The 16,761-nt window shown below is 54.2% G+C and carries 26 protein-coding genes; 4 read left to right on the top strand and 22 right to left on the bottom strand.

The window, feature by feature from the left end:
* Positions 1 to 7 precede the first annotated feature (7 nt).
* The 17 genes from ACM1ZW_RS19660 to ACM1ZW_RS19580 all read right to left on the bottom strand — a co-directional run bounded on the left by ACM1ZW_RS19660 (position 8) and on the right by ACM1ZW_RS19580 (position 10,369).
* Positions 8 to 1,735 carry a terminase large subunit gene (locus ACM1ZW_RS19660; protein ID WP_416739079.1) on the bottom strand — a complete coding sequence of 576 codons (1,728 nt, stop codon included), beginning with the start codon at positions 1,733 to 1,735 and terminating at the stop codon, positions 8 to 10.
* Complete coding sequence (locus ACM1ZW_RS19655) at positions 1,735 to 2,220, bottom strand: phage terminase small subunit P27 family (RefSeq protein ID WP_416739078.1); 486 nt, start codon at positions 2,218 to 2,220, stop codon at positions 1,735 to 1,737. The genes ACM1ZW_RS19660 and ACM1ZW_RS19655 overlap by 1 nt, the downstream gene beginning before the upstream one ends.
* A 149-nt stretch (positions 2,221 to 2,369) precedes the next feature.
* On the bottom strand, positions 2,370 to 2,753 hold the full coding sequence (locus ACM1ZW_RS19650; RefSeq protein WP_416739077.1) for an HNH endonuclease: 384 nt from the start codon (positions 2,751 to 2,753) through the stop codon (positions 2,370 to 2,372).
* A gap of 2 nt (positions 2,754 to 2,755) precedes the next feature.
* The gene (locus tag ACM1ZW_RS19645; RefSeq protein WP_416739076.1) at positions 2,756 to 3,088 is read right to left on the bottom strand and encodes a phage holin, lambda family; all 333 of its coding nucleotides are present in this window, start codon (positions 3,086 to 3,088) and stop codon (positions 2,756 to 2,758) included.
* Positions 3,089 to 3,227: 139 nt separating this feature from the next.
* Positions 3,228 to 3,806: a hypothetical protein gene (locus ACM1ZW_RS19640; RefSeq protein ID WP_416739075.1), complete on the bottom strand. Its 579-nt coding sequence runs from the start codon at positions 3,804 to 3,806 to the stop codon at positions 3,228 to 3,230.
* 122 nt (positions 3,807 to 3,928) lie between these two features.
* Positions 3,929 to 4,396, bottom strand: a complete 468-nt coding sequence (gene gvpU / locus ACM1ZW_RS19635) for a gas vesicle accessory protein GvpU (protein WP_416739074.1) — start codon at positions 4,394 to 4,396, stop codon at positions 3,929 to 3,931.
* Between the two features lie 103 nt (positions 4,397 to 4,499).
* The gene (locus ACM1ZW_RS19630) at positions 4,500 to 4,775 is read right to left on the bottom strand and encodes a hypothetical protein (protein ID WP_416739073.1); all 276 of its coding nucleotides are present in this window, start codon (positions 4,773 to 4,775) and stop codon (positions 4,500 to 4,502) included.
* A gap of 147 nt (positions 4,776 to 4,922) precedes the next feature.
* Positions 4,923 to 5,312, bottom strand: a complete 390-nt coding sequence (locus tag ACM1ZW_RS19625; protein WP_416739072.1) for an antiterminator Q family protein — start codon at positions 5,310 to 5,312, stop codon at positions 4,923 to 4,925.
* Entirely contained in the window at positions 5,309 to 5,578 is a 270-nt protein-coding gene (locus ACM1ZW_RS19620; RefSeq protein WP_416739071.1) for a hypothetical protein, read from the bottom strand. Before ACM1ZW_RS19620 ends, ACM1ZW_RS19625 begins: the two co-directional genes overlap by 4 nt.
* A 17-nt stretch (positions 5,579 to 5,595) precedes the next feature.
* Positions 5,596 to 6,966 carry a replicative DNA helicase gene (locus ACM1ZW_RS19615; protein WP_416739070.1) on the bottom strand — a complete coding sequence of 457 codons (1,371 nt, stop codon included), beginning with the start codon at positions 6,964 to 6,966 and terminating at the stop codon, positions 5,596 to 5,598.
* A complete protein-coding gene (locus ACM1ZW_RS19610; RefSeq protein ID WP_416739069.1) occupies positions 6,963 to 7,766 on the bottom strand; it encodes an ATP-binding protein in 804 nt (267 codons plus the stop codon). The genes ACM1ZW_RS19615 and ACM1ZW_RS19610 overlap by 4 nt, the downstream gene beginning before the upstream one ends.
* Complete coding sequence (locus ACM1ZW_RS19605) at positions 7,750 to 8,556, bottom strand: helix-turn-helix domain-containing protein (RefSeq protein ID WP_416739068.1); 807 nt, start codon at positions 8,554 to 8,556, stop codon at positions 7,750 to 7,752. Before ACM1ZW_RS19605 ends, ACM1ZW_RS19610 begins: the two co-directional genes overlap by 17 nt.
* A gap of 3 nt (positions 8,557 to 8,559) precedes the next feature.
* Positions 8,560 to 8,781, bottom strand: a complete 222-nt coding sequence (locus tag ACM1ZW_RS19600) for a hypothetical protein (RefSeq protein WP_017337698.1) — start codon at positions 8,779 to 8,781, stop codon at positions 8,560 to 8,562.
* On the bottom strand, positions 8,778 to 9,107 hold the full coding sequence (locus tag ACM1ZW_RS19595; protein ID WP_416739067.1) for a hypothetical protein: 330 nt from the start codon (positions 9,105 to 9,107) through the stop codon (positions 8,778 to 8,780). Before ACM1ZW_RS19595 ends, ACM1ZW_RS19600 begins: the two co-directional genes overlap by 4 nt.
* Complete coding sequence (locus ACM1ZW_RS19590) at positions 9,107 to 9,637, bottom strand: hypothetical protein (protein ID WP_416739066.1); 531 nt, start codon at positions 9,635 to 9,637, stop codon at positions 9,107 to 9,109. The genes ACM1ZW_RS19595 and ACM1ZW_RS19590 overlap by 1 nt, the downstream gene beginning before the upstream one ends.
* Positions 9,634 to 10,056, bottom strand: coding sequence for a phage regulatory CII family protein (locus ACM1ZW_RS19585; protein WP_416739065.1), 423 nt, complete (start codon positions 10,054 to 10,056; stop codon positions 9,634 to 9,636). Before ACM1ZW_RS19585 ends, ACM1ZW_RS19590 begins: the two co-directional genes overlap by 4 nt.
* A 67-nt stretch (positions 10,057 to 10,123) precedes the next feature.
* On the bottom strand, positions 10,124 to 10,369 hold the full coding sequence (locus ACM1ZW_RS19580; RefSeq protein WP_017337694.1) for a transcriptional regulator: 246 nt from the start codon (positions 10,367 to 10,369) through the stop codon (positions 10,124 to 10,126).
* Positions 10,370 to 10,467: 98 nt separating this feature from the next.
* On the opposite strand from ACM1ZW_RS19580, the gene ACM1ZW_RS19575 reads away from it, so the two are divergent.
* Complete coding sequence (locus ACM1ZW_RS19575) at positions 10,468 to 10,893, top strand: hypothetical protein (RefSeq protein ID WP_416739064.1); 426 nt, start codon at positions 10,468 to 10,470, stop codon at positions 10,891 to 10,893.
* Between the two features lie 41 nt (positions 10,894 to 10,934).
* Here the strand turns inward: ACM1ZW_RS19575 and ACM1ZW_RS19570 are convergent, their stop codons facing one another.
* Genes ACM1ZW_RS19570 through ACM1ZW_RS19560 form a run of 3 tightly spaced genes read right to left on the bottom strand, consistent with a single transcriptional unit; the run spans position 10,935 to position 12,275 of the window.
* On the bottom strand, positions 10,935 to 11,738 hold the full coding sequence (locus ACM1ZW_RS19570; RefSeq protein ID WP_017337692.1) for a phage antirepressor KilAC domain-containing protein: 804 nt from the start codon (positions 11,736 to 11,738) through the stop codon (positions 10,935 to 10,937).
* Complete coding sequence (locus ACM1ZW_RS19565; protein WP_017337691.1) at positions 11,735 to 12,130, bottom strand: DUF3077 domain-containing protein; 396 nt, start codon at positions 12,128 to 12,130, stop codon at positions 11,735 to 11,737. The genes ACM1ZW_RS19570 and ACM1ZW_RS19565 overlap by 4 nt, the downstream gene beginning before the upstream one ends.
* Positions 12,111 to 12,275 carry an Arc family DNA-binding protein gene (locus tag ACM1ZW_RS19560; RefSeq protein ID WP_017337690.1) on the bottom strand — a complete coding sequence of 55 codons (165 nt, stop codon included), beginning with the start codon at positions 12,273 to 12,275 and terminating at the stop codon, positions 12,111 to 12,113. Before ACM1ZW_RS19560 ends, ACM1ZW_RS19565 begins: the two co-directional genes overlap by 20 nt.
* 141 nt (positions 12,276 to 12,416) lie before the next feature.
* On the opposite strand from ACM1ZW_RS19560, the gene ACM1ZW_RS19555 reads away from it, so the two are divergent.
* Entirely contained in the window at positions 12,417 to 12,869 is a 453-nt protein-coding gene (locus tag ACM1ZW_RS19555; protein ID WP_017337689.1) for a helix-turn-helix transcriptional regulator, read from the top strand.
* A 318-nt stretch (positions 12,870 to 13,187) separates the two neighbouring features.
* On the opposite strand, the gene ACM1ZW_RS19550 is transcribed toward ACM1ZW_RS19555, so the two are convergent.
* Complete coding sequence (locus ACM1ZW_RS19550) at positions 13,188 to 13,832, bottom strand: hypothetical protein (protein WP_280163474.1); 645 nt, start codon at positions 13,830 to 13,832, stop codon at positions 13,188 to 13,190.
* A gap of 136 nt (positions 13,833 to 13,968) precedes the next feature.
* Here ACM1ZW_RS19550 and ACM1ZW_RS19545 point away from each other — a divergent pair, with 136 nt between their 5' ends.
* Positions 13,969 to 14,361: an HdeA/HdeB family chaperone gene (locus tag ACM1ZW_RS19545; protein WP_416739063.1), complete on the top strand. Its 393-nt coding sequence runs from the start codon at positions 13,969 to 13,971 to the stop codon at positions 14,359 to 14,361.
* A gap of 141 nt (positions 14,362 to 14,502) precedes the next feature.
* A complete protein-coding gene (locus ACM1ZW_RS19540; protein ID WP_416739062.1) occupies positions 14,503 to 15,759 on the top strand; it encodes a hypothetical protein in 1,257 nt (418 codons plus the stop codon).
* Positions 15,760 to 15,818: 59 nt separating this feature from the next.
* Here ACM1ZW_RS19540 and ACM1ZW_RS19535 read toward each other — a convergent pair whose 3' ends face one another.
* Positions 15,819 to 16,640 carry a hypothetical protein gene (locus tag ACM1ZW_RS19535; RefSeq protein ID WP_416739061.1) on the bottom strand — a complete coding sequence of 274 codons (822 nt, stop codon included), beginning with the start codon at positions 16,638 to 16,640 and terminating at the stop codon, positions 15,819 to 15,821.
* Positions 16,641 to 16,761: the final 121 nt, after the last annotated feature.

The following is a 16,761-nucleotide window of genomic DNA, read 5'->3' as shown; positions in this document are numbered from 1 at the left end:
GGGTGAGTTATCCAACAATGATAGGTTTTGAAAAGAAGTCGCTGATGTTGCCGCTGTTGTCGTTGGCCAGTATCAGAGCTCTGCCGATCGCCATGATTAACGCGACTGCGCCATCGATCTTGTTGTCTTCGCCCTGCTTGATCGGTCGCACGATGTCGTCATTACCGGGCAGGTTTTTGCCGATCACGTTGGCAATGCACCAAGTCATAATCGGGTTGCCGTCATGGTGGAATCGACCAGCCTCGATGGCGGCTTCAAGCTCCTTCATAGGGTCCGACATATTGGTGTAGTTCTGCGTGATCGTGATCGGATTAAAGCCCTCATCGTCCAGCGCATGCGTGAGTCCTGAAGCACCAAATGGATCGATTGGACATTCACGCACCGGTGCCTGGTGATTGGCTTCCTTCGTGTCCTCGAGGATCTCCCGATAATCGATCTCTGCGCCCTCAGTCACATCTAGGTATCTGGCATTGATCCAGGCCTGGAAGCGTTCGCACATGCGTTTGTTGTCGCTATTGAAAGCGGTGTCTTCCGGCACCCAGAACCTCGGCGCCACGCTGTAGTAGTGCGTACGGCCATCAATGACCCGCCAGAACAGGCGAGCCCTTGAGTTCATGTCGAGCTTGCGAGCCAAGTCGAAACCTGCAATCCACTCCTGGCCCTCGAACTGTTCGAGCGTGAGCGTGGTGTCCTCGCAGGCCTTCCAACTTTCCATGTTGTAGTAGCCGGATTTCGCACTGACCCAAAGGTTGAGGTGCTTCGTCTTGAAGGTATTCGCGAACCGCGCAGAGCGTATTGCCCGGGCCTGCTGGCTCTCCAGATACTCTTGAAATACAGACACGCCATGATTCGGGTTGGCCTTCGCCAGCATCTTGGGATCGGTCCAGTCATCACCCTCATCGAGCGTCCAGATCCAACCAAACAGTTCTTCGTCCGGGACGGTGCCCGCCAACATCTCTACCACTTGGCGGCGCTTGTCGTAGCACGGACCCTCGATATCCGCGCCGGCTGTGGTGATGATGAACATCAGCGGCTGACGGCGGGCGCCCATACCGGTGAGCATGGTGTCGTACTGGGCCGAGGTTGGATGCTCGTGATATTCGTCGACGATTGCGCAGCTCGGCGAAGCCCCGTCACCCGGATTACCAATCAGCGGCTCGAAGCGGCTGAAGTCTGAAGGGATGTTCATGTTCGAAGCGTTCACTTCGATGCCTGCCGCCTGGACCAACATCGGCGACTTGCTGACCATCAGTTTGGCCGGGCGGAACACTTCCCAAGCCTGCTTTTCAGTGGTGGCGCCGGCGTAGACTTCCGCGCCGAATTCGCCATCAGCAACGAACATGCTGATGCCCACGCCGCCCGCCACAACCGACTTGCCGTTTTTGCGCGGCACTTCCCAGTAGCTTTCACGGAAGCGGCGGTGACCGCCTTTCTTCTTGACCCAGCCGAACGTGGCCGCCAAGCCAAATAGTTGCCACGGCTCCAGGGTGATCAGCTGACGCTTGAACGCCCACTCGCCTTTGGTGTGCGGCAGCAACTGAATCAGCTTGAGTTTCTTCTCGGCTTTGGCCGGATCAAACTTGTAGCGATAGCCGCGCTTGCGGCTCGCCGCCACGTCATCGAAGTGACGCTGGATTGCTTGGTGGACATACCGGCAAGCCGGAACCTTCCCACGAAGGACGGACCTTCCCCACGCCATCGCCTTGTCGACGTTGGGGTGCGGGGATTTGGTCATCAGGATCTCAGTAGGTTGGCAAATTCGTTGGTCTCTTTCTCCTTGTTGCCGCCTATCAGCCGGGTGCGGCTGGCCGGATCGAGGCCGAGCATTGAGCCGAAGGTGACCATCTGGCGCATCGTTTCGTTGGCCGCGGTCAGCGCTGGGTTCTTCATCGGTCCGCCGGTGGCGCCGGTAACGACAATGCCGTGTACCTGGATAGATTCTTGCGCCATGCGCCAGTTGTCGTAGGCGCTACAGAACGCCTCAACGTTGTGCAGGTCTGTGATTGCGACAACGTTCTCTCGCAGCAACTCGGGGACAATCATGTTCCACATGGTTGCCGCCCGAGGACTCAACCATTCGGGCGGGTCGATCTGAGTGATCTTGGAAAACTGTGGCTCAGCTGTGTTCAGCGCACGCTTGCCGGGATTTCCGGCCAGTGCTTTCTTGGCCGTTGGCTTGGGTTTGCGACCACGGCCGGCGACCGTGGCGGTGCCTCCCATCGCGCAACTCCTGAATTTTTAATTTCGCGGGCGTAAGAAAAAGGCTGGGCGGACGGTCTAGAAGCAATTACCTCTGAACTTTCGACCCTCCCCCTCCCCATGAACGGGAATCCCTCTCACTTGACCCTGATCCCGTGCATTTTGCACGGTCATCGCCTCGGATTGCCCCATCCACCGTCCTCGGTGGCCGTCTTCCTGCTGTGGCAGCTGTGGCACAACGACTGCCAGTTGCCACGGTTCCAAAACAGCGTCATGTCGCCCTTGTGAGGGATGATGTGGTCGACCTCAGTGGCCGCCACGACATCACCTCGCCGGTCGTGCTCAGCGCACAGTGGGTTCTTGGCAAGAAAGCCCTTGCTCGCCTTCTGCCACTTGTATCCGTATCCACGCTGGCAGCTGCTCTCTCGCTGTTTCTCGACCACCTTGGCAGCCACGGCCTTAGCTAGGTCAGCATGGTCATCGCAGTAGCGTGGGTTGCGGGTCAACGCCCGGCAGCCGAGAGCAACGCAAGGCTTCTGTGGCCTTAATGGCATACCTACTCCGCTCCGCGCCGCGGCAGTTTGAAGTCGGCGAAGCGATCGGCAAGGTCAGCGATCTTCTTCACACCGAGAAAGCCAATGAACACACCAGCAGCAGTAGCAAAGTTCTGAGGCAGTCCGAAGTACTCAAGCAGCGGGATCAGGCCAACGGTGATCAATGTACAGAGCGAGGCTTCGAGCAACGCCTGGCGTCGTGTGCCGCCACCATAGATGATCCGCAAAGCAGCCACTACGAATGACAGTGCACCGGCGTAGATCGTAGGTGCATGCTGGCTCAGCCACGCGAGAACGAGCAGCCAAGTGTCTGGTTTGTCAGGCATGTTTGGCATCTCGGCATCCTCCCTTTCGGGGAGTGAGTAGATCCGGCTCCAGCAGCACTCCCAGCTCGGAGCAATGGGTGTGGTGGAGCCGAAAACGAAAAAGCCCCGGCAAATGCCAGGGCTTGGAATTGGTTGCGAACTGCGGGGTTTAGAACACATTCATCTCGAACGGCACGTATTGCGTTTTGATGCTGTTGAAGTAAAAGGCCATCTTGAATGGCTTTGTCGCCGCTGACTTCCAAACGTGAGACATGTTGCGCTGCGCCTGCTCCGGCTTTTCATATTCAGGCTGAAGGGTTCGCATGATCGCGTACGTCGAGCACATCATAAGCTGGAGCTGCGAGTTGTCCTTCGCGCCGTTCGGCCCGGTGAACTTTGCGTTCGATATCTTGCCAGCCGGATTAACGTCCAGAATTATGTCGACCTCGGCACCGTCGAGTTTCAACTCCTGGTAAACGACCTGGCCATCCTTGATCGGGCTTCCAGCGCCAAGCTTTGCAGCTTTGCACTGAGGGATTTCCTTGATGTGCTTTGCCATTCCGACCTGAAAGGCCTTAGGCGTCAACTCAAGGCTGGGCGGTGCCTTTGGCTCGTCTTTCTTCGATTCCCAGTCCTCAGGGATCAGATACTCGACCTCATCATCGGCCGGCGCCTTTTTGGCGGCTTGAGCCGAAACAACAGGCATCAGAATCAGTGCAACAAGCAGAATTCGCGCAATCATGTCCATTTGATCTCAAAGTACAAGGCCGCGCAGCCTAGCAAACTACGCAGCGCTCAAAAAGCGATCAGGTAAGCAAACCACAAACGAAAAAGCCCCGCAGGATGGCGGGGCTCATTTAAAAATTGGCCTTAACAGATTGCGAGTGATCCTAGGTGAAAGCCCTCTATGCTGGAAATTTTTCCTCTCCATAGAGTACCGCCGGACACAATTGGCTTCGACGCGTCAGTGAACACTTTGGCATTCGACAAATGAACAAACTGGCATGCTATTTCGTCGTCTTTATCGGTAGCTGGCTGTGGCTGGAGAGATTTGATCATTTCCTTGGCCGACGCCCGATTGTCCTCATGAAGCGCCCCTGAAAAATCAGTTGCTAACTGTTCAAAGTAATCAGCTTCGGAAATCAGGTGCCCCGAAATCAGATTTCCACCGACGGTAAAAGTCAAAGGAACTCCAATACTGGTGGTATTTACAAATTTTGCAAACCACTGAATGAGCCAGTCATTCTGACGACCTTCCCACTTCGTTTTGGTGTAGATATCGTCACCAAACTGCTCTCGAAGCTTTTCAAGCTGCGTTTTTACTTGAGCGTCTGTCACTGATAGCTCCTTGCCACTGGAATAATAGAAAGCGATCTATACACCAACACCAAGAAAACAAAAAGCCCGGCTCAATGGCGGGGCTTGGTAAGCAGTATGTGGACTACTCGGACTGCATCAGCGCCAGGTTGACCGTACCAATGCACAGGGCGACCGGAGCATCAGTCGAAGGGTAAGCAAACAGATTGCCTGTTCCGGCGATCGTTGGACGATACATGTCCTCTTCCGCAATGCGATCTGCAAAGCTCTTGTCTACGCAATAGGCGACAAGCTTTCCTTGGCAATCCACTCTCCACAGATTCTTATGCCCGGCCAGCAGGCTTACGTCATCGTTGATAGCTGACGCTGCAATCAGGGTTAGCGTGTATGTGACAGTCATCTCTACTTTCCTTGAGTGAAAGCGAGAATCATACAGCCAGAAAACAAAAAGCCCGACGCAATGGCCGGGCTTTCTCTGTGGTGTCGCGCTGAAACAGCTGAACACCGTGCCATGAAAACAGGTCGTTATCCGCGTGGAAAGACTTTTTTAAGCCGCCTCGCGAATTCCTTCCAAAGCACAGTCAACCCAGGCAACTCCCGCTTTGATTACCTCCCTCGCCTTCGCTTCGCCAATGCCGTTTTCTCTGGCAATTCGTAAGGCTGGCCACTTGGCGCCGAAATAGAGCCAGATGAAATTTCCCATCTGATCATCACGATTGATCAAGCGTGCGACAGCCCCATCCAACACCAGTGCGAGATCATCGGTCAGCGAGTATTCCTTCACGCCTCCCTCGCACGGGGTGTTGTCGCGAATCAGCGCATAAAGCGGCGATACGTACCGCGGCACGCCCATTCCATCCATCCGCCAATAGCCCCACTGTTCCAACAGCCACTCGGTATCCCCCAAGGCTTTACCGATGTACGTTCGCTTTTTCATGCGGCTTTCCTCGGGTCTGGATCACTCAAACCGAACAGGTCGCGCAACAACCGATCTGCAGGTTTGTTCTTGGCGTTGCCCTCAATCAGCCAACGTTGACCGAAATCGTGAAATCCGACTTCGGCCCGCATGCCATGCCAGGAGGCGACCATGTCAAGCAAGCACGCCAGCGCGCTGGGGCCGCCAACTTTGACCTTCGATAACTCTTCACCTGCGATCTTCAAGAAACGACGCTCAAGATCACTCATGCTTTTGCGCGGCAGCATTGCAGTTACTCGGTTGTTCATTTGGCTCCCCCTTTGTACTTACCAGCGAAGGGACGTTTCATCTCGACCTCTTCGCTGGACGGATATGGATTCCCCGCAAAGTTCACAAACCGGCCAAACTCACCCTGCTGTTGGACGATGCAGCTGCCAACTTTGGCGTGACGACATTTGGTCATCAAAAGCTCGGTGACACCGTTTTGCCCTTCCTCCGTGTCCATATCGCGATGAACCATGATGATGCAGCTGGCGTCAGCCTCGATCTCGCCCGAATCGCGTAAATCACTGGACTGAGGTTTCTTTCCGACACGCTTAGTTGAGTCACGGTTTAGCTGCGCCAACTCCAGCACAGGGACGTCAAGCTCCTTCGCAAGCCGCAGAAGGGATTTGCTGATAGCACCAACCTCTTCCGTTCGACTCCGCCCCTTTCTTTCCGACTGAATCAATCCCAGGTAATCGACAACGATTCCTGCCAATCCATGCTCTCGCTGACATTGCCTTGCCGTCGATCGAATGCTCGCAGGGGTTTGTACGGGATCATCGCAAATGAACAGCGGTGCCCCCCTCGCCTTGGCTACCGCGCCAACCATTCTGGCCCAGTCGTCATCTTCCATTTTTTCTGGGTTATCGAGCCGCCGTAGGTCGACACCGCCAAGTGAAGCAATAGCTCGGAGTCCAAGCTCCTCTCCGGGCATCTCGATTGAAAACACAAGCCACGGCTTACGTGCGACGCAAGCATTGTGCTGTGCGATTTGCAGCGCCAGGGTTGTTTTGCCACTCCCAGGGAGACCCGCTATCACCGTGACCTTTTTCGGTCTGACCCCCTGCATTAAATTGTCGAGTGCCGAAAGGCTTGTTGATGGCCAAGTCGGGAGGCGGTGGTTCAATTTGTCGTCGACGACCTCTGCTGCTCGGCCCATCATGTGGTCAAGACGCTGGTACTTTGGCTCACCATCTCCAAGCTCGCGCAGGTCTGCTGTGGCTTGCTGAGCCAGCGCTATGATCTCCACTACTGGTCGGTCTTCATTCGCGCTGTCACGGATGATCTCGGCGACCTCCACTACCTTGCGCAGTGCCGAACGCTCCAGCACGACTCTGGCGTAAGCTTTCCAGTTCGCGACACTGGGTACGTTCTTGGCGATCTCTGCGGCATAGGCGAAGGTGCTGTACCCGCTCGGTAAAGCGGGTCGACATACTCCGACAGTAACAACGTCGATCGGCTGGCCACTCGCGTGAGTATCGAGAATTGCCTGGTACATAGCCGCGTTTTCAAGATCGCTGAAATCCCTAGTAGCGACGCGGGCGGTCAACTCATCGAAAAGCGATTCGTCTTGCAACAGCGCCCCCAACACCCCGTGCTCTGCCTCGATGCTAAAAAGTTCTCGGCTCATACAGCACCTCGAGCTGAGGCCCAGCTAAATCCCACCGCCTGCCCGCCACTCTCCCTCAAACGATCCAACGCTCGATCGCCGATGTAACGCCCCAAGTCCGCAGCCATCAGATTGGAGACCACTACAGTAGGCAGAACGAACTGATAACGCCGGTCGATCACCTCATGAAGAATCCCCAGTTCGTAAGCACTGCCAGCCTGGGCCCCTACCTCATCGATCACCAGAAGGTCGAAACTCGCCAGTTCATTGAGTACGTCTTTGTCGGTGTATTCAGCACTCCGATCCATCGCCCCTTTGAAGACCCGAATGATTTCAGCAGCGGACACGATAACCGCCTGGGCCCCATGCTCCCGAATAACCTCCTGAACCATTGCGCAAGCCAGATGCGTCTTTCCGTTGCCTACGTTTCCCGAGAGAATCAACGAACGACCGGCGTCATAATTTTCTCCGAACTGAGCAACGTACTCCGAGCAGATTTTCAGCGCCTTTGCCATACCGTCTACGCCGCCAGTGGTTCTGTAACTGCTGAAGGTGCAGTTGCTGAACCGCGGTGTAATCCCGGAGCCGACAAGCAGTTTATTGAGCTCTTCAGCCTTCTTCCGGCCTCGCGCCTTGAGGTGCGCGTCACTTTCGATCGGCGCGGTGTTCAATGCTTCCCAGTGGCAATGTTTGCAACCACGTGGCAACACGGAACCGCCGAACTGCTCGATCTCGGAACTACTCACCGAACCATGCAGCGGGCATTCGAGGTCAAAGAACCGGGCACGAGGCGGTCTGCAAAAATTAGAAGTTCGGGCCATTCTTCACCTCCGGATACATCTCGTGCGTATGGTTAGGCAGACCGTGAAAGGCTGATGTTTTCCCGGTTTTTGCGCTAGTTCCAGGCAGTACCGAATCCGGGTAGATATCGCTCCACGAATTTGTGGTGGAGTTATCCAGGACAACATCAGGATCGGGGTGGTTAGCCAGCTTCTTCGAGATCAACTGACAGGCGCGCTCGGTCAAATCCTTGCGTTTGGATTTACGCATTTCGCAGAACCCAACCCAGGACTCGATCGATGCGTTCTCCGGTTTGGCAGCTAGTGGATCGAACTTGCTCGACTTTCCCTTCGGATGAGCGCCAGCAGGCTTGCCTGCGCCTTCTTTTGGTTTATTAACGGGTAGTTGACGGATAGATGAAGGATTGGGTGCATGTGGTGCACCCCGTTCTGTCGCCATTTGCACGTCGTTCTGTTGTGAGTTGCACCCCGTTTCGTCTTCATTTGCACCCCGTTCGTAACGGGGTGCATCTGGTGCACCCCGCTCCACGGCCATGTCGTAGACCACCGGACGACGATCGTGTCTGTCGATATAGGCTGCCGCGATCGCTTGATTGCCGCGGCGAATCGCACCAAGTGCCTCAAGCGCCTCAAGCTTGTACTTGACCGTCCGCACGGCCAGGCCAGTGTCATCGCTTAAGCTATTCGTAGAGGGGAATGCCCCTTTACCGTTCTTGTCGGCATAGTTGGCGAGACAAAGGAGAACGTGGCGTGCAGTGGACTCCTCTACCAATCGCTGCTCTAGAGCCCAAACCATTGACTGAATGCTCATACGTCAGAGCTCCATCTCGTCCGTGACACGCTTGATGAAAGCGTCGTAAGACTCGGCCATGACGAATCCCTGATCCTCCAGAGCCTGCCGGTACGCCTTGGCACTTCCGTAAAGCACCCAGCGTTCACGCTCAGGGAGATTTCGGAAGCTGGCATAGGTCGGCCAAGGGCCGGCGATTTTGCAGGCCGTGGAAGACTCCACATGCGGCACCTGTAGAGTTCTCATTGAAGAGTCTCCCCATCCGGTAGTTGCGCGGTCACTGGCGCATCACCATCGAGTCGCATGACATGCTCCAGGCGCCGCTCGAAGATGGCCTTGCGGAGCTCGTCGGCGTCCATCCCAGTCATCCGCCGGACGAGGACTCGCAAAGCCATGACTGCTTGAGCTACCTCGAATTTCGCATCGCTCAAGCTATCCGCGTCCGATGCCTCGTCGAACAAGATCTCCTGCGCCAAATCGGCACCTTCCCAAGCGTTATACGCAAGCGCGTCGTCAGCGAAACGTTCCATGTAGGCTTCGTCGATCACTGTGGGTTCGATTGATCGGCCCATTAGTTGTCCTCCCGATCGACAGGAACAAATTCAGATGCACCGTCTCGCATTGCGCGCAAGCCCAACACTGCAGCTGCAGCAACTCGCTCAGCAAAACCAATTTCAAGGTTCGTGTAGCGACCGCCCATATCCATGATTGCGAACTGAATCGCATGGAACGCTTCGGTTTCGTCAAACGCCGCCAATGCGCTGACTTCTTGATCGAAGAAAGACATGCCCTTTTTCCAGTCAGCAGCGACGCCAGGGTTGGTCCGGGGCCAATTGACCATGCGCCCCTGAACGTCACGAGCTGTAAAACTCAGGTCGTCGCGCGTACGAATCAGCGGATAGTTGATCAACATCAACCGACGAGCTTGTTCACCACCAATTGCGTGTGCCATGATTAATACCTCTACGAGATGTGTTGTCCTGGTTGCACAGGACGATTTGATAAACCCGGTTCCCGCCGGGTTTGTTGCTTTCTGCACCGGGCAAATTTCATCATCCACCCGTTTGAAATAATGCAAGTCCTTGCCTGGCAGCGTGTTCACGCCGCCTTTACCGACTCTTCCAGCACCAACAAGCTCTGCCGCACATGGCTGATTTCTTTCTGGATGCCGGCCTTCTCGATCTGCGTTACGCGGCCATCTGCCATGGCGTCATGAACTGCACGAGAAACATCTCCAGTTTCAGCAGCCATGTGCACCAGCGCTTGAACCAGGCTTTTCCCCTCCGGCTTCACCAGTGGCACCAACTCGTACCCCAATGCACTCGCCAATAACTGCAATGGTTCAGGGTTCTTGCTGTGCACCAGAATTTGAAGGAATTGCTCCAGGTTCAGCCGGTGCGAGTCGTCATTCGGGTTGCTGCGGTTGAGCAGCGCGGTGTGGCTCATGCCCATCAGGTGAGCCAGTTGTTTTGGCCCGGCATCAAGCACTGCCTCATGGATTGCGCGATGTACTTGTTCCATTCGGGAAACCTCTTGGCGGTTGTCGTGGCAGCACGTCTTAGCAATGAGCGAAACTTTGCTCATCGGATCAGGCGGCAGATTGCTCGGAGCTGGTGGATGAATTACGCAGATAAGCCCAGTCGATATCAGGACGCAGCTCTTCACACGTCACCGCCCTCCCCGACTCGCGATCAAGATTGATGGCGAGCCCAGGACCAGCCAGGCGATACCCGTAAGCAATCTGTTTGAGGTTGCCGACACTGGTTCCGCTTCGCTCCGCTAGAGCATCCAGTTGGGCCGGCTCCAAGGAGCGGATGAGGTCGAGTAGCGTCATGTTGATCTCCGAAAGAAGCTCAGATTACATAATGCTAATTTACATAGCAATAGCAATTTATAATTTACTGTTTGCTAACGCAGGATCACTATTCGCCTATGGATATGAAAACTCTTCGGGTCGAAGCGCTGCGGCGCGTAATCGGCCCACTCAGCCAGAAAGATTTCGCCGACCAGCACGATCTGGACGCTTCCTATTTGTCCCAGATCCTCAATGGGCATCGAGGCCTCGGCGAGAAAGCTGCGCTCAACCTTGAGCAGAAAATCGGCTTGGCGCCTGGCGTACTGGTAAACCCGGGCGGCTACGGTTCGAACGTCATTGAGGGTGAGTTCACCCGTCATGAAGTCGTACGTGAGCAGTCGCCTGCATACCAAGCGATGTTAGGGGCCGCCTCGCCCAGAGCGATTGCCATCATCGATAAGCTGGCCAGAGCCGCGGCTAAGGGGAAGCTGAAAGAGTCGGACCTGGTGTTGCTGGAAGGCATCGCGGGACTGCTTGAGAAAGCCAACTCCGAAAAGCCATAAACCCCAGATAGCAAAAGCCCGGCGCTAGGCCGGGCTCTCAACTACTTCAGCAAGTCCTCTTCCCTGTCCTGCCACATAGCCTGCAGCTTGGTCAGTCCCTTGCCGGTGATCAGCGTCGAGCACGTCGGGATCGTGCCGTCGATTGGATGCTCAAAGGTGCCCAGTTTTACATCGAGCAAACCTGCCTCGATCTTCGCTTGGTACGGCTCGTTGTTCCTGGTCACCCATCCCTTCTGCCGCATGAACTGCAATAGCCTTGTGCGGCCAGTGCCGATGATCTTCGCAGCTTGAGCTGCGTTGTACGTCTTGTGCGAAACCGCGACCATGTCGTGGAACGCCACCTTCGGCGCGTCCTGCTCCACCTTCACTTCCAGCAGATGGTTCTCTTTGGTCAGCTCCGTGTTATCCGCCTCCAACGCGACGACCTTAGTCACGTTTTCGGTAAGCAGCGCCAGGAGTGTGCGGGGATCGCTCAGTGCCGCAGCGTAGTCGAAGGCTGGCTTAGCAACTTGCTGTTCCAGTTCCTGCCAGCGATCAACCAGGCGAGCCGTAAACTCCGGGCTGAGTTGGGCGACGACGACGAAGCTATCGCGCTTGCAGACCTGGTAGACGGATTCATCCCGAGGCCGGCCGATCGAATCGCGAAACTGTTCACTCCCCATTGGGGGTTGGACGATTACGCCACGCTCAACAAGGCGCTCGATGGATTGCTTGACCTTGTCATGACGAGAGCCAACCAAATCGGCAATCTCACGAGAGGACATTGTGGTCCGCGACATATCTTGTTGAATCTGAAAATGTGCCGCGATGCCATTCTGCCCCTGCTGACTAAAGGAAATGTTCATTGCGCTCTCTCCAAGCCTGCATGCGTAGAGTCGACAATAACCTTCGCTGTATTCGCAGCCCGAAACAGGAGCCAAGCTTGATTAGGCGTGATTCCGTCCATCCCCATGGCCGCTGCCTCAAGTGAGGATTTCAACTCACTAAGAATGCAGGACGCCTCCTCAAGGGCATCGGTTACTGGGATCCCAGGACGGACAGCAAGCAGGTGGTCTTGGTTGGGATTACAAATCGTGAAAGACAACTCCACCGTGACCGGCATCCTGATACCGCCAGCATTGAGTTTTTCTTGTGATGCCGTATCCTGCTTCATGTGAATGTCCTCAGAAATGTTCACTGCTTCATAGGCCTCAAGCGTTGGCGCGCTTGGGGCTTTTTCATGCCTGTTGATTTTCATGCACTAGCTCCTGCTCCATCATTTTCCTCAACCGGAAAACCACCTCCCCGTTCGCTGACCTCCCGTTCTCCTCTGATTTCGCATCCAGCCACTCCCTTATCTGCGCTGGCAATCGGATGAGCAGCGGTCTTTTCTCTTGCTTCATTTTCCACCTCCGAACCTTTTTTGTGATCACTTATGATCATTTGATACCTCTTATGATCACCTGTCAATACCGATCATCGAACGTCATTTCTTGTCTGTTATAGTGATATGAAACTCAACAATCGAAAGGCAGCCATCCCTAATGACCGACTTCAGACCCTTCGCGGAGCGCCTTTTGTGGGCCAGATCTGAGGCAGGATTGACCCAAAAAGATCTCTCGGAAAAGAGCGGTATTAGCCTTCCGCAAATCGTGCGGTATGAAGCTGGCCGATCTAAGCCACGTCTCGGTGGTGCCCTAAAGTTGGCTCGCGTCTTAAAAATGGATGCGTACGATTTGATGCCTGAGCTTAGGAAAACTACTCACGAAATCGAAATTGAATTTTCATCTGATGAGGCTCAATACCTCGACACCGCAGCTGCTGGTCTCGGAATCACCACTGAAGAGCTCGTGCGTAAGCTGACAATGGTAGGTTTGAGGGAGCGCTCAAAAGATCCTGAGATGCGCAAGATGATAGAAGCAGAATCGCCAGGCTTATTGGATCGAATTGACGCTCTTGACGAGGACGGCGATCAGGATCAGAAACACCAACGCTAAATCTTAATCGAACACCATAGGGCACGTTCTTTTTAATATGTTTGGCCCAAATGTCTGTTTCTTGGCTTGCGGGAGCACATAATAAAAGGATTGCTGGCAATCCACTGCTGCCCCGCCAAAGCAGCTTCGATTTAATGCCGTGATTCGTTCCCAGCCAGTGCTCAGCTTCACATTGCGATGCGCTTTCGTTTCTTTCCAATTGGGAAGCCTCTGATCGGAGTGAGCCTTCATTGGACTCGATAGAAATGCAGAGGAAAACATCGTCAACGCCCCGTTAACAGGGGTTTACACGGGCGTAAAACCCCTTGAGCGTAGCGCTCAGGATGATTTAGGAGAGCGGCCTGGTTGCTTCGCGTAAGCTGGAGCCACTGGCCTTAGCCAGCCTTTGATTGTTTCGATGGTTTTGGGCAAATCGTCTGACCAGCCCTCACTTTCTAATCGTCCCTTAACATAGAGAGCCATGTCTGATACTCGGGGGTATTCCTTCTTTTTCGCATCTGATTTCCACTTTTCATCTGCAATCGTTTGTGCCCGTTCTCTAATAGCCTCTTTCAACTCATTAACAAAACCTAAGGAAGAATTGAACGCTGAGCTTTCGACCCTATATCGATTTCGTAAATTTCCACTAGGGATGAAAAACAAGTGAGATATATTGAATAAAAGTTCTGTGAGCGCCTTCTGTTCAGCCATACATTTATTGGAAGTGTTATCAAAGTAATTTTGAAGCTGCAATAACGGCCCTAAAACAACCGCTCCCAAATCCGCAGCTAGATCAAACAAACTTTCTACAGATTTAACCTTCCTCGAGAGGCCTACCGCTGAAATCGACGCCAATACCCCAACAATATGATTTTGCATACTCACAAAATCATCACCACCAAATATTACCTCATCTGGCTCAGCCCCAAACTCTTTAGCTTTTTCTATAAATAGGGCTCTAGTCTCATCGAACGAGTCACTCATATGAAATCCTGGACTGCAAAAAAATAGCATCCAGTCTATCGCCAGTTAGCAAAATGTAATAGATGAGACGTGGTCATACGAAGCGGAGCGTGCCGCCAGGGATGCGCTAGGCTTAAGTACGTTTTTCTGAAACCTGATGGATAGAGCTGTTAAAACAAGGAGAAATTCCGTGGCGCATGCGCATAAAACAAAAAACTCAGCCATCGCACTAGCAGTCACATTCGCGTTCGTTTACTCGAATACATCCCTGGCTGAGCCAAAATTCGCGATCGCTGGTGTGGGCGCCCTATCGTGCGGCCAGTACCTAAGACCCCCTTCAGTCAATAAGGAGATATCTGACGCCATGGTTGTAACATGGATACAGGGCTACTTGAGTGGAACCAACACTCAACGATTTATGGATAGTGAAACGAGCATGAAGAAGCAACCGGATGGAGAGACATTGACGGCCTTCGTCGATAAATATTGCCGTGATCACCCACTGGAAACCGTTTACCAAGCATCTATGAATTTGGATCAAAGCTACTAGGACTCGTAGAATCACATGCCCGTAATTGAGCGGGCTTTTTATGCGTCATGAAAACCGTCTCTCAGTACCTGTTGCTAATGGTGATTTAGCTACCATGAATGATACGGTCGCTCTCCTCACCTTGCGTGGAGAGACAAGAGCATGGCAGCACTCGAAAAGCGTTATCCCCGCGAGTCCTTCACCAAGAAGCTGGAGCGGATCTGCCAAAGGCTGGACGAAGCATCGATCCGCACCATCGCTCACAAAGACTTCTTCAATAAACCAGCGAAGTCCCAGGTGCAGTTAACTTCGCTGTGGGTTGTGGGATCGTACGCCCGCGGTGCGATGACTTGCGGAGATTTGGACCTTGTCCTTGAGTACAACCTCATTGAAGGGAGTCATCCTGCGCCCCGCACTATGACGAAGACGTTCTTTAGCACCCTTCCGTACGTCAGCTACTACTTTGGGACTCCAGAGAACAGCACGTCGGGCGTGGTGTTCCCTGACGCAATACCGATCTGGACCGAGCCAGGCTGCGATTGGGAAGCGGCGATCGATTCAATTAAGCCTGTCAGCAGCGCCGGCCGCGCAGCACGCGAGACGGACTCGATCCCATTACGACCGGACCAGCTGTACATGGAACCGGAGCGTCTGCAGTGGTTAGCAGCCCAGGAAAAAGAAGGCCTACTTGAGTGGGAGTTCGTAGAGTTCACCCCGGCGGACCTCGAGCCGGTACCGCCAGAAGAAATCAGCGAACGGGATAGAAAGCTCCTTCGGATTGCCCCCATGATGGCGAAGAAATCGCAGGTGCTGATACCCGCGATCATTCGGCTGATGAAAAAACACGAGCGCTTCGGGATATGGGAATCGTCGGACAGCTATCGCGTAAAGTTGGACTGCGGGGCGACAGCGTTGCATCTGGGGCGCCCAGTCTTGCCGTACAACGCCTTCGATGATGAACCCACCATCAAGCAGTACGTCCTGATTCCACATGTAAGCGCGAAGGGCCCTAACGGCGCCTGGATAATTCGGCGCGGGCCCAACCATCCGGACACCCAAGCTCTCGCAAACCGGCATGCCTATTATCTCGGGAGTCCAGGGTCACCAGAGACGGTAGCGTATCGCGACCGCAGTAAAACTTGGTCGACGGAAATTCTGGAGCTATTCAACACGCTAGAAGAAGCCAAGGAATTTGCTGCCATGCTGGATGAGGGAAGTGAGTGGCCAGCGACAGAGATCGGTAGAGCCGAAGGTCTAGCCCTGATCTCTCTCTTTGCTTTGGTGGACGTTGTCGAGATTGGGGATCATCAGCTTGCGATTACACGTACAGGCGCCGCCTACTTCGACCGAGACAAGGCGACGATGGACGAGATTGCGGCCGCCCTCCCCCTTGCCACCCAGATCAGCGCCGAAGCTTGAGCTAAGCGCAGGCGATAGAAACCCCGCGTCTGGCGGGCTTTCGAGACGCTGATGGCTGACTAGTATCTGGTAACAGTCATCTTGATATCCCCAGCATAAACAGCCCCGGTCTTGGTGTTGATTAGCGAAACTCTAACGGGGTCGAGTCTTAGGAAGTACAGCCGGGAAGAGGTCTGTTGCTTGGTGTAGATAGTAGCTTCTTGAAAATCAGCTGATGTTGTGAAATAAGGCGCAGCGGAGCGCCCGTCTATTCGGAGCGCAAGATCGTTCGCGATAGACTTCATGGTTGCCGATGGAATCGCAGCTTTTCCGCTGATGTTAGACACGACTCCAATGGAGCCTGAGACTTCTCCCAAGACAACAAAGACCTTTTTTGCACTGACCTGGCTAACCGTTGCCGAAGCCCCGAATGCATTTTGCCCTTGATACTGGCCGTTTATTTTTACACTCCCACCCATCAAAAGCGCGGGATATGTTTTTTGTGCCCCGGCAGAGCTGCCAGACCCTTGATACCCTTTGTTTGCCGCATCATCAAGCGCCACGCTGACTGCCAGCAGACCAGTATCGGCATCATAACTAATCAAAGACCTGTCCAGTTTTAACTGAAAAGAAAGGGCCTCAGGTATTAGCTCGGAAATCCTGCGGTTGTATTCGCCGCTCGACTCATATTCATTTTTTTCACCACCCCCTGCTGTGATTTTGTCGATCAGGGAAAGTCCGTTTTCGACTTCTGTAGCCGAGCCATTTAAAGGGTTGCTGCTCAACAAGCTAAATGTTTCTGGGCCAGGTCGCTGCGCAAGACGTGCCGCATCAATACGCTGAGGCGGCACACAGCCAGACAACGCTAATGCAGCCAATGAGGCGATAACAGTTAATCGCATATGGTTCCCTCCAGGATTGATCTCCAACTCTACCATGGCGTACAGCCACCATCAGCCCGTGAACGCCAGAACGAAAATGCCCGGCGCCGTGCCTATGCCACCCGTCGCCAGCAACGAAACC

It is taken from the genome of Pseudomonas sp. NFX71 (assembly GCF_048079215.1).
Classification (GTDB): domain Bacteria; phylum Pseudomonadota; class Gammaproteobacteria; order Pseudomonadales; family Pseudomonadaceae; genus Aquipseudomonas; species Aquipseudomonas fluorescens_B.
The sequence above is the reverse complement of the archived record's forward strand: the minus strand, read 5'-3'. Positions and strand labels throughout refer to the sequence as shown.

What these genes read in the sequence shown, in the direction of transcription:
- ACM1ZW_RS19660 (WP_416739079.1), bottom strand. Translation starts at nt 1,735, where the DNA reads ATGACCAAATCCCCGCACCCCAACGTCGACAAGGCGATGGCGTGGGGA.
- ACM1ZW_RS19655 (WP_416739078.1), bottom strand. Translation starts at nt 2,220, where the DNA reads ATGGGAGGCACCGCCACGGTCGCCGGCCGTGGTCGCAAACCCAAGCCA.
- ACM1ZW_RS19650 (WP_416739077.1), bottom strand. Translation starts at nt 2,753, where the DNA reads ATGCCATTAAGGCCACAGAAGCCTTGCGTTGCTCTCGGCTGCCGGGCG.
- ACM1ZW_RS19645 (WP_416739076.1), bottom strand. Translation starts at nt 3,088, where the DNA reads ATGCCAAACATGCCTGACAAACCAGACACTTGGCTGCTCGTTCTCGCG.
- ACM1ZW_RS19640 (WP_416739075.1), bottom strand. Translation starts at nt 3,806, where the DNA reads ATGGACATGATTGCGCGAATTCTGCTTGTTGCACTGATTCTGATGCCT.
- ACM1ZW_RS19630 (WP_416739073.1), bottom strand. Translation starts at nt 4,775, where the DNA reads ATGACTGTCACATACACGCTAACCCTGATTGCAGCGTCAGCTATCAAC.
- ACM1ZW_RS19625 (WP_416739072.1), bottom strand. Translation starts at nt 5,312, where the DNA reads ATGAAAAAGCGAACGTACATCGGTAAAGCCTTGGGGGATACCGAGTGG.
- ACM1ZW_RS19620 (WP_416739071.1), bottom strand. Translation starts at nt 5,578, where the DNA reads ATGCTGCCGCGCAAAAGCATGAGTGATCTTGAGCGTCGTTTCTTGAAG.
- ACM1ZW_RS19615 (WP_416739070.1), bottom strand. Translation starts at nt 6,966, where the DNA reads ATGAGCCGAGAACTTTTTAGCATCGAGGCAGAGCACGGGGTGTTGGGG.
- ACM1ZW_RS19610 (WP_416739069.1), bottom strand. Translation starts at nt 7,766, where the DNA reads ATGGCCCGAACTTCTAATTTTTGCAGACCGCCTCGTGCCCGGTTCTTT.
- ACM1ZW_RS19605 (WP_416739068.1), bottom strand. Translation starts at nt 8,556, where the DNA reads ATGAGCATTCAGTCAATGGTTTGGGCTCTAGAGCAGCGATTGGTAGAG.
- ACM1ZW_RS19600 (WP_017337698.1), bottom strand. Translation starts at nt 8,781, where the DNA reads ATGAGAACTCTACAGGTGCCGCATGTGGAGTCTTCCACGGCCTGCAAA.
- ACM1ZW_RS19595 (WP_416739067.1), bottom strand. Translation starts at nt 9,107, where the DNA reads ATGGGCCGATCAATCGAACCCACAGTGATCGACGAAGCCTACATGGAA.
- ACM1ZW_RS19585 (WP_416739065.1), bottom strand. Translation starts at nt 10,056, where the DNA reads ATGGAACAAGTACATCGCGCAATCCATGAGGCAGTGCTTGATGCCGGG.
- ACM1ZW_RS19580 (WP_017337694.1), bottom strand. Translation starts at nt 10,369, where the DNA reads ATGACGCTACTCGACCTCATCCGCTCCTTGGAGCCGGCCCAACTGGAT.
- ACM1ZW_RS19575 (WP_416739064.1), top strand. Translation starts at nt 10,468, where the DNA reads ATGGATATGAAAACTCTTCGGGTCGAAGCGCTGCGGCGCGTAATCGGC.
- ACM1ZW_RS19570 (WP_017337692.1), bottom strand. Translation starts at nt 11,738, where the DNA reads ATGAACATTTCCTTTAGTCAGCAGGGGCAGAATGGCATCGCGGCACAT.
- ACM1ZW_RS19565 (WP_017337691.1), bottom strand. Translation starts at nt 12,130, where the DNA reads ATGAAAATCAACAGGCATGAAAAAGCCCCAAGCGCGCCAACGCTTGAG.
- ACM1ZW_RS19560 (WP_017337690.1), bottom strand. Translation starts at nt 12,275, where the DNA reads ATGAAGCAAGAGAAAAGACCGCTGCTCATCCGATTGCCAGCGCAGATA.
- ACM1ZW_RS19555 (WP_017337689.1), top strand. Translation starts at nt 12,417, where the DNA reads ATGACCGACTTCAGACCCTTCGCGGAGCGCCTTTTGTGGGCCAGATCT.
- ACM1ZW_RS19550 (WP_280163474.1), bottom strand. Translation starts at nt 13,832, where the DNA reads ATGAGTGACTCGTTCGATGAGACTAGAGCCCTATTTATAGAAAAAGCT.
- ACM1ZW_RS19545 (WP_416739063.1), top strand. Translation starts at nt 13,969, where the DNA reads ATGGATAGAGCTGTTAAAACAAGGAGAAATTCCGTGGCGCATGCGCAT.
- ACM1ZW_RS19540 (WP_416739062.1), top strand. Translation starts at nt 14,503, where the DNA reads ATGGCAGCACTCGAAAAGCGTTATCCCCGCGAGTCCTTCACCAAGAAG.
- ACM1ZW_RS19535 (WP_416739061.1), bottom strand. Translation starts at nt 16,640, where the DNA reads ATGCGATTAACTGTTATCGCCTCATTGGCTGCATTAGCGTTGTCTGGC.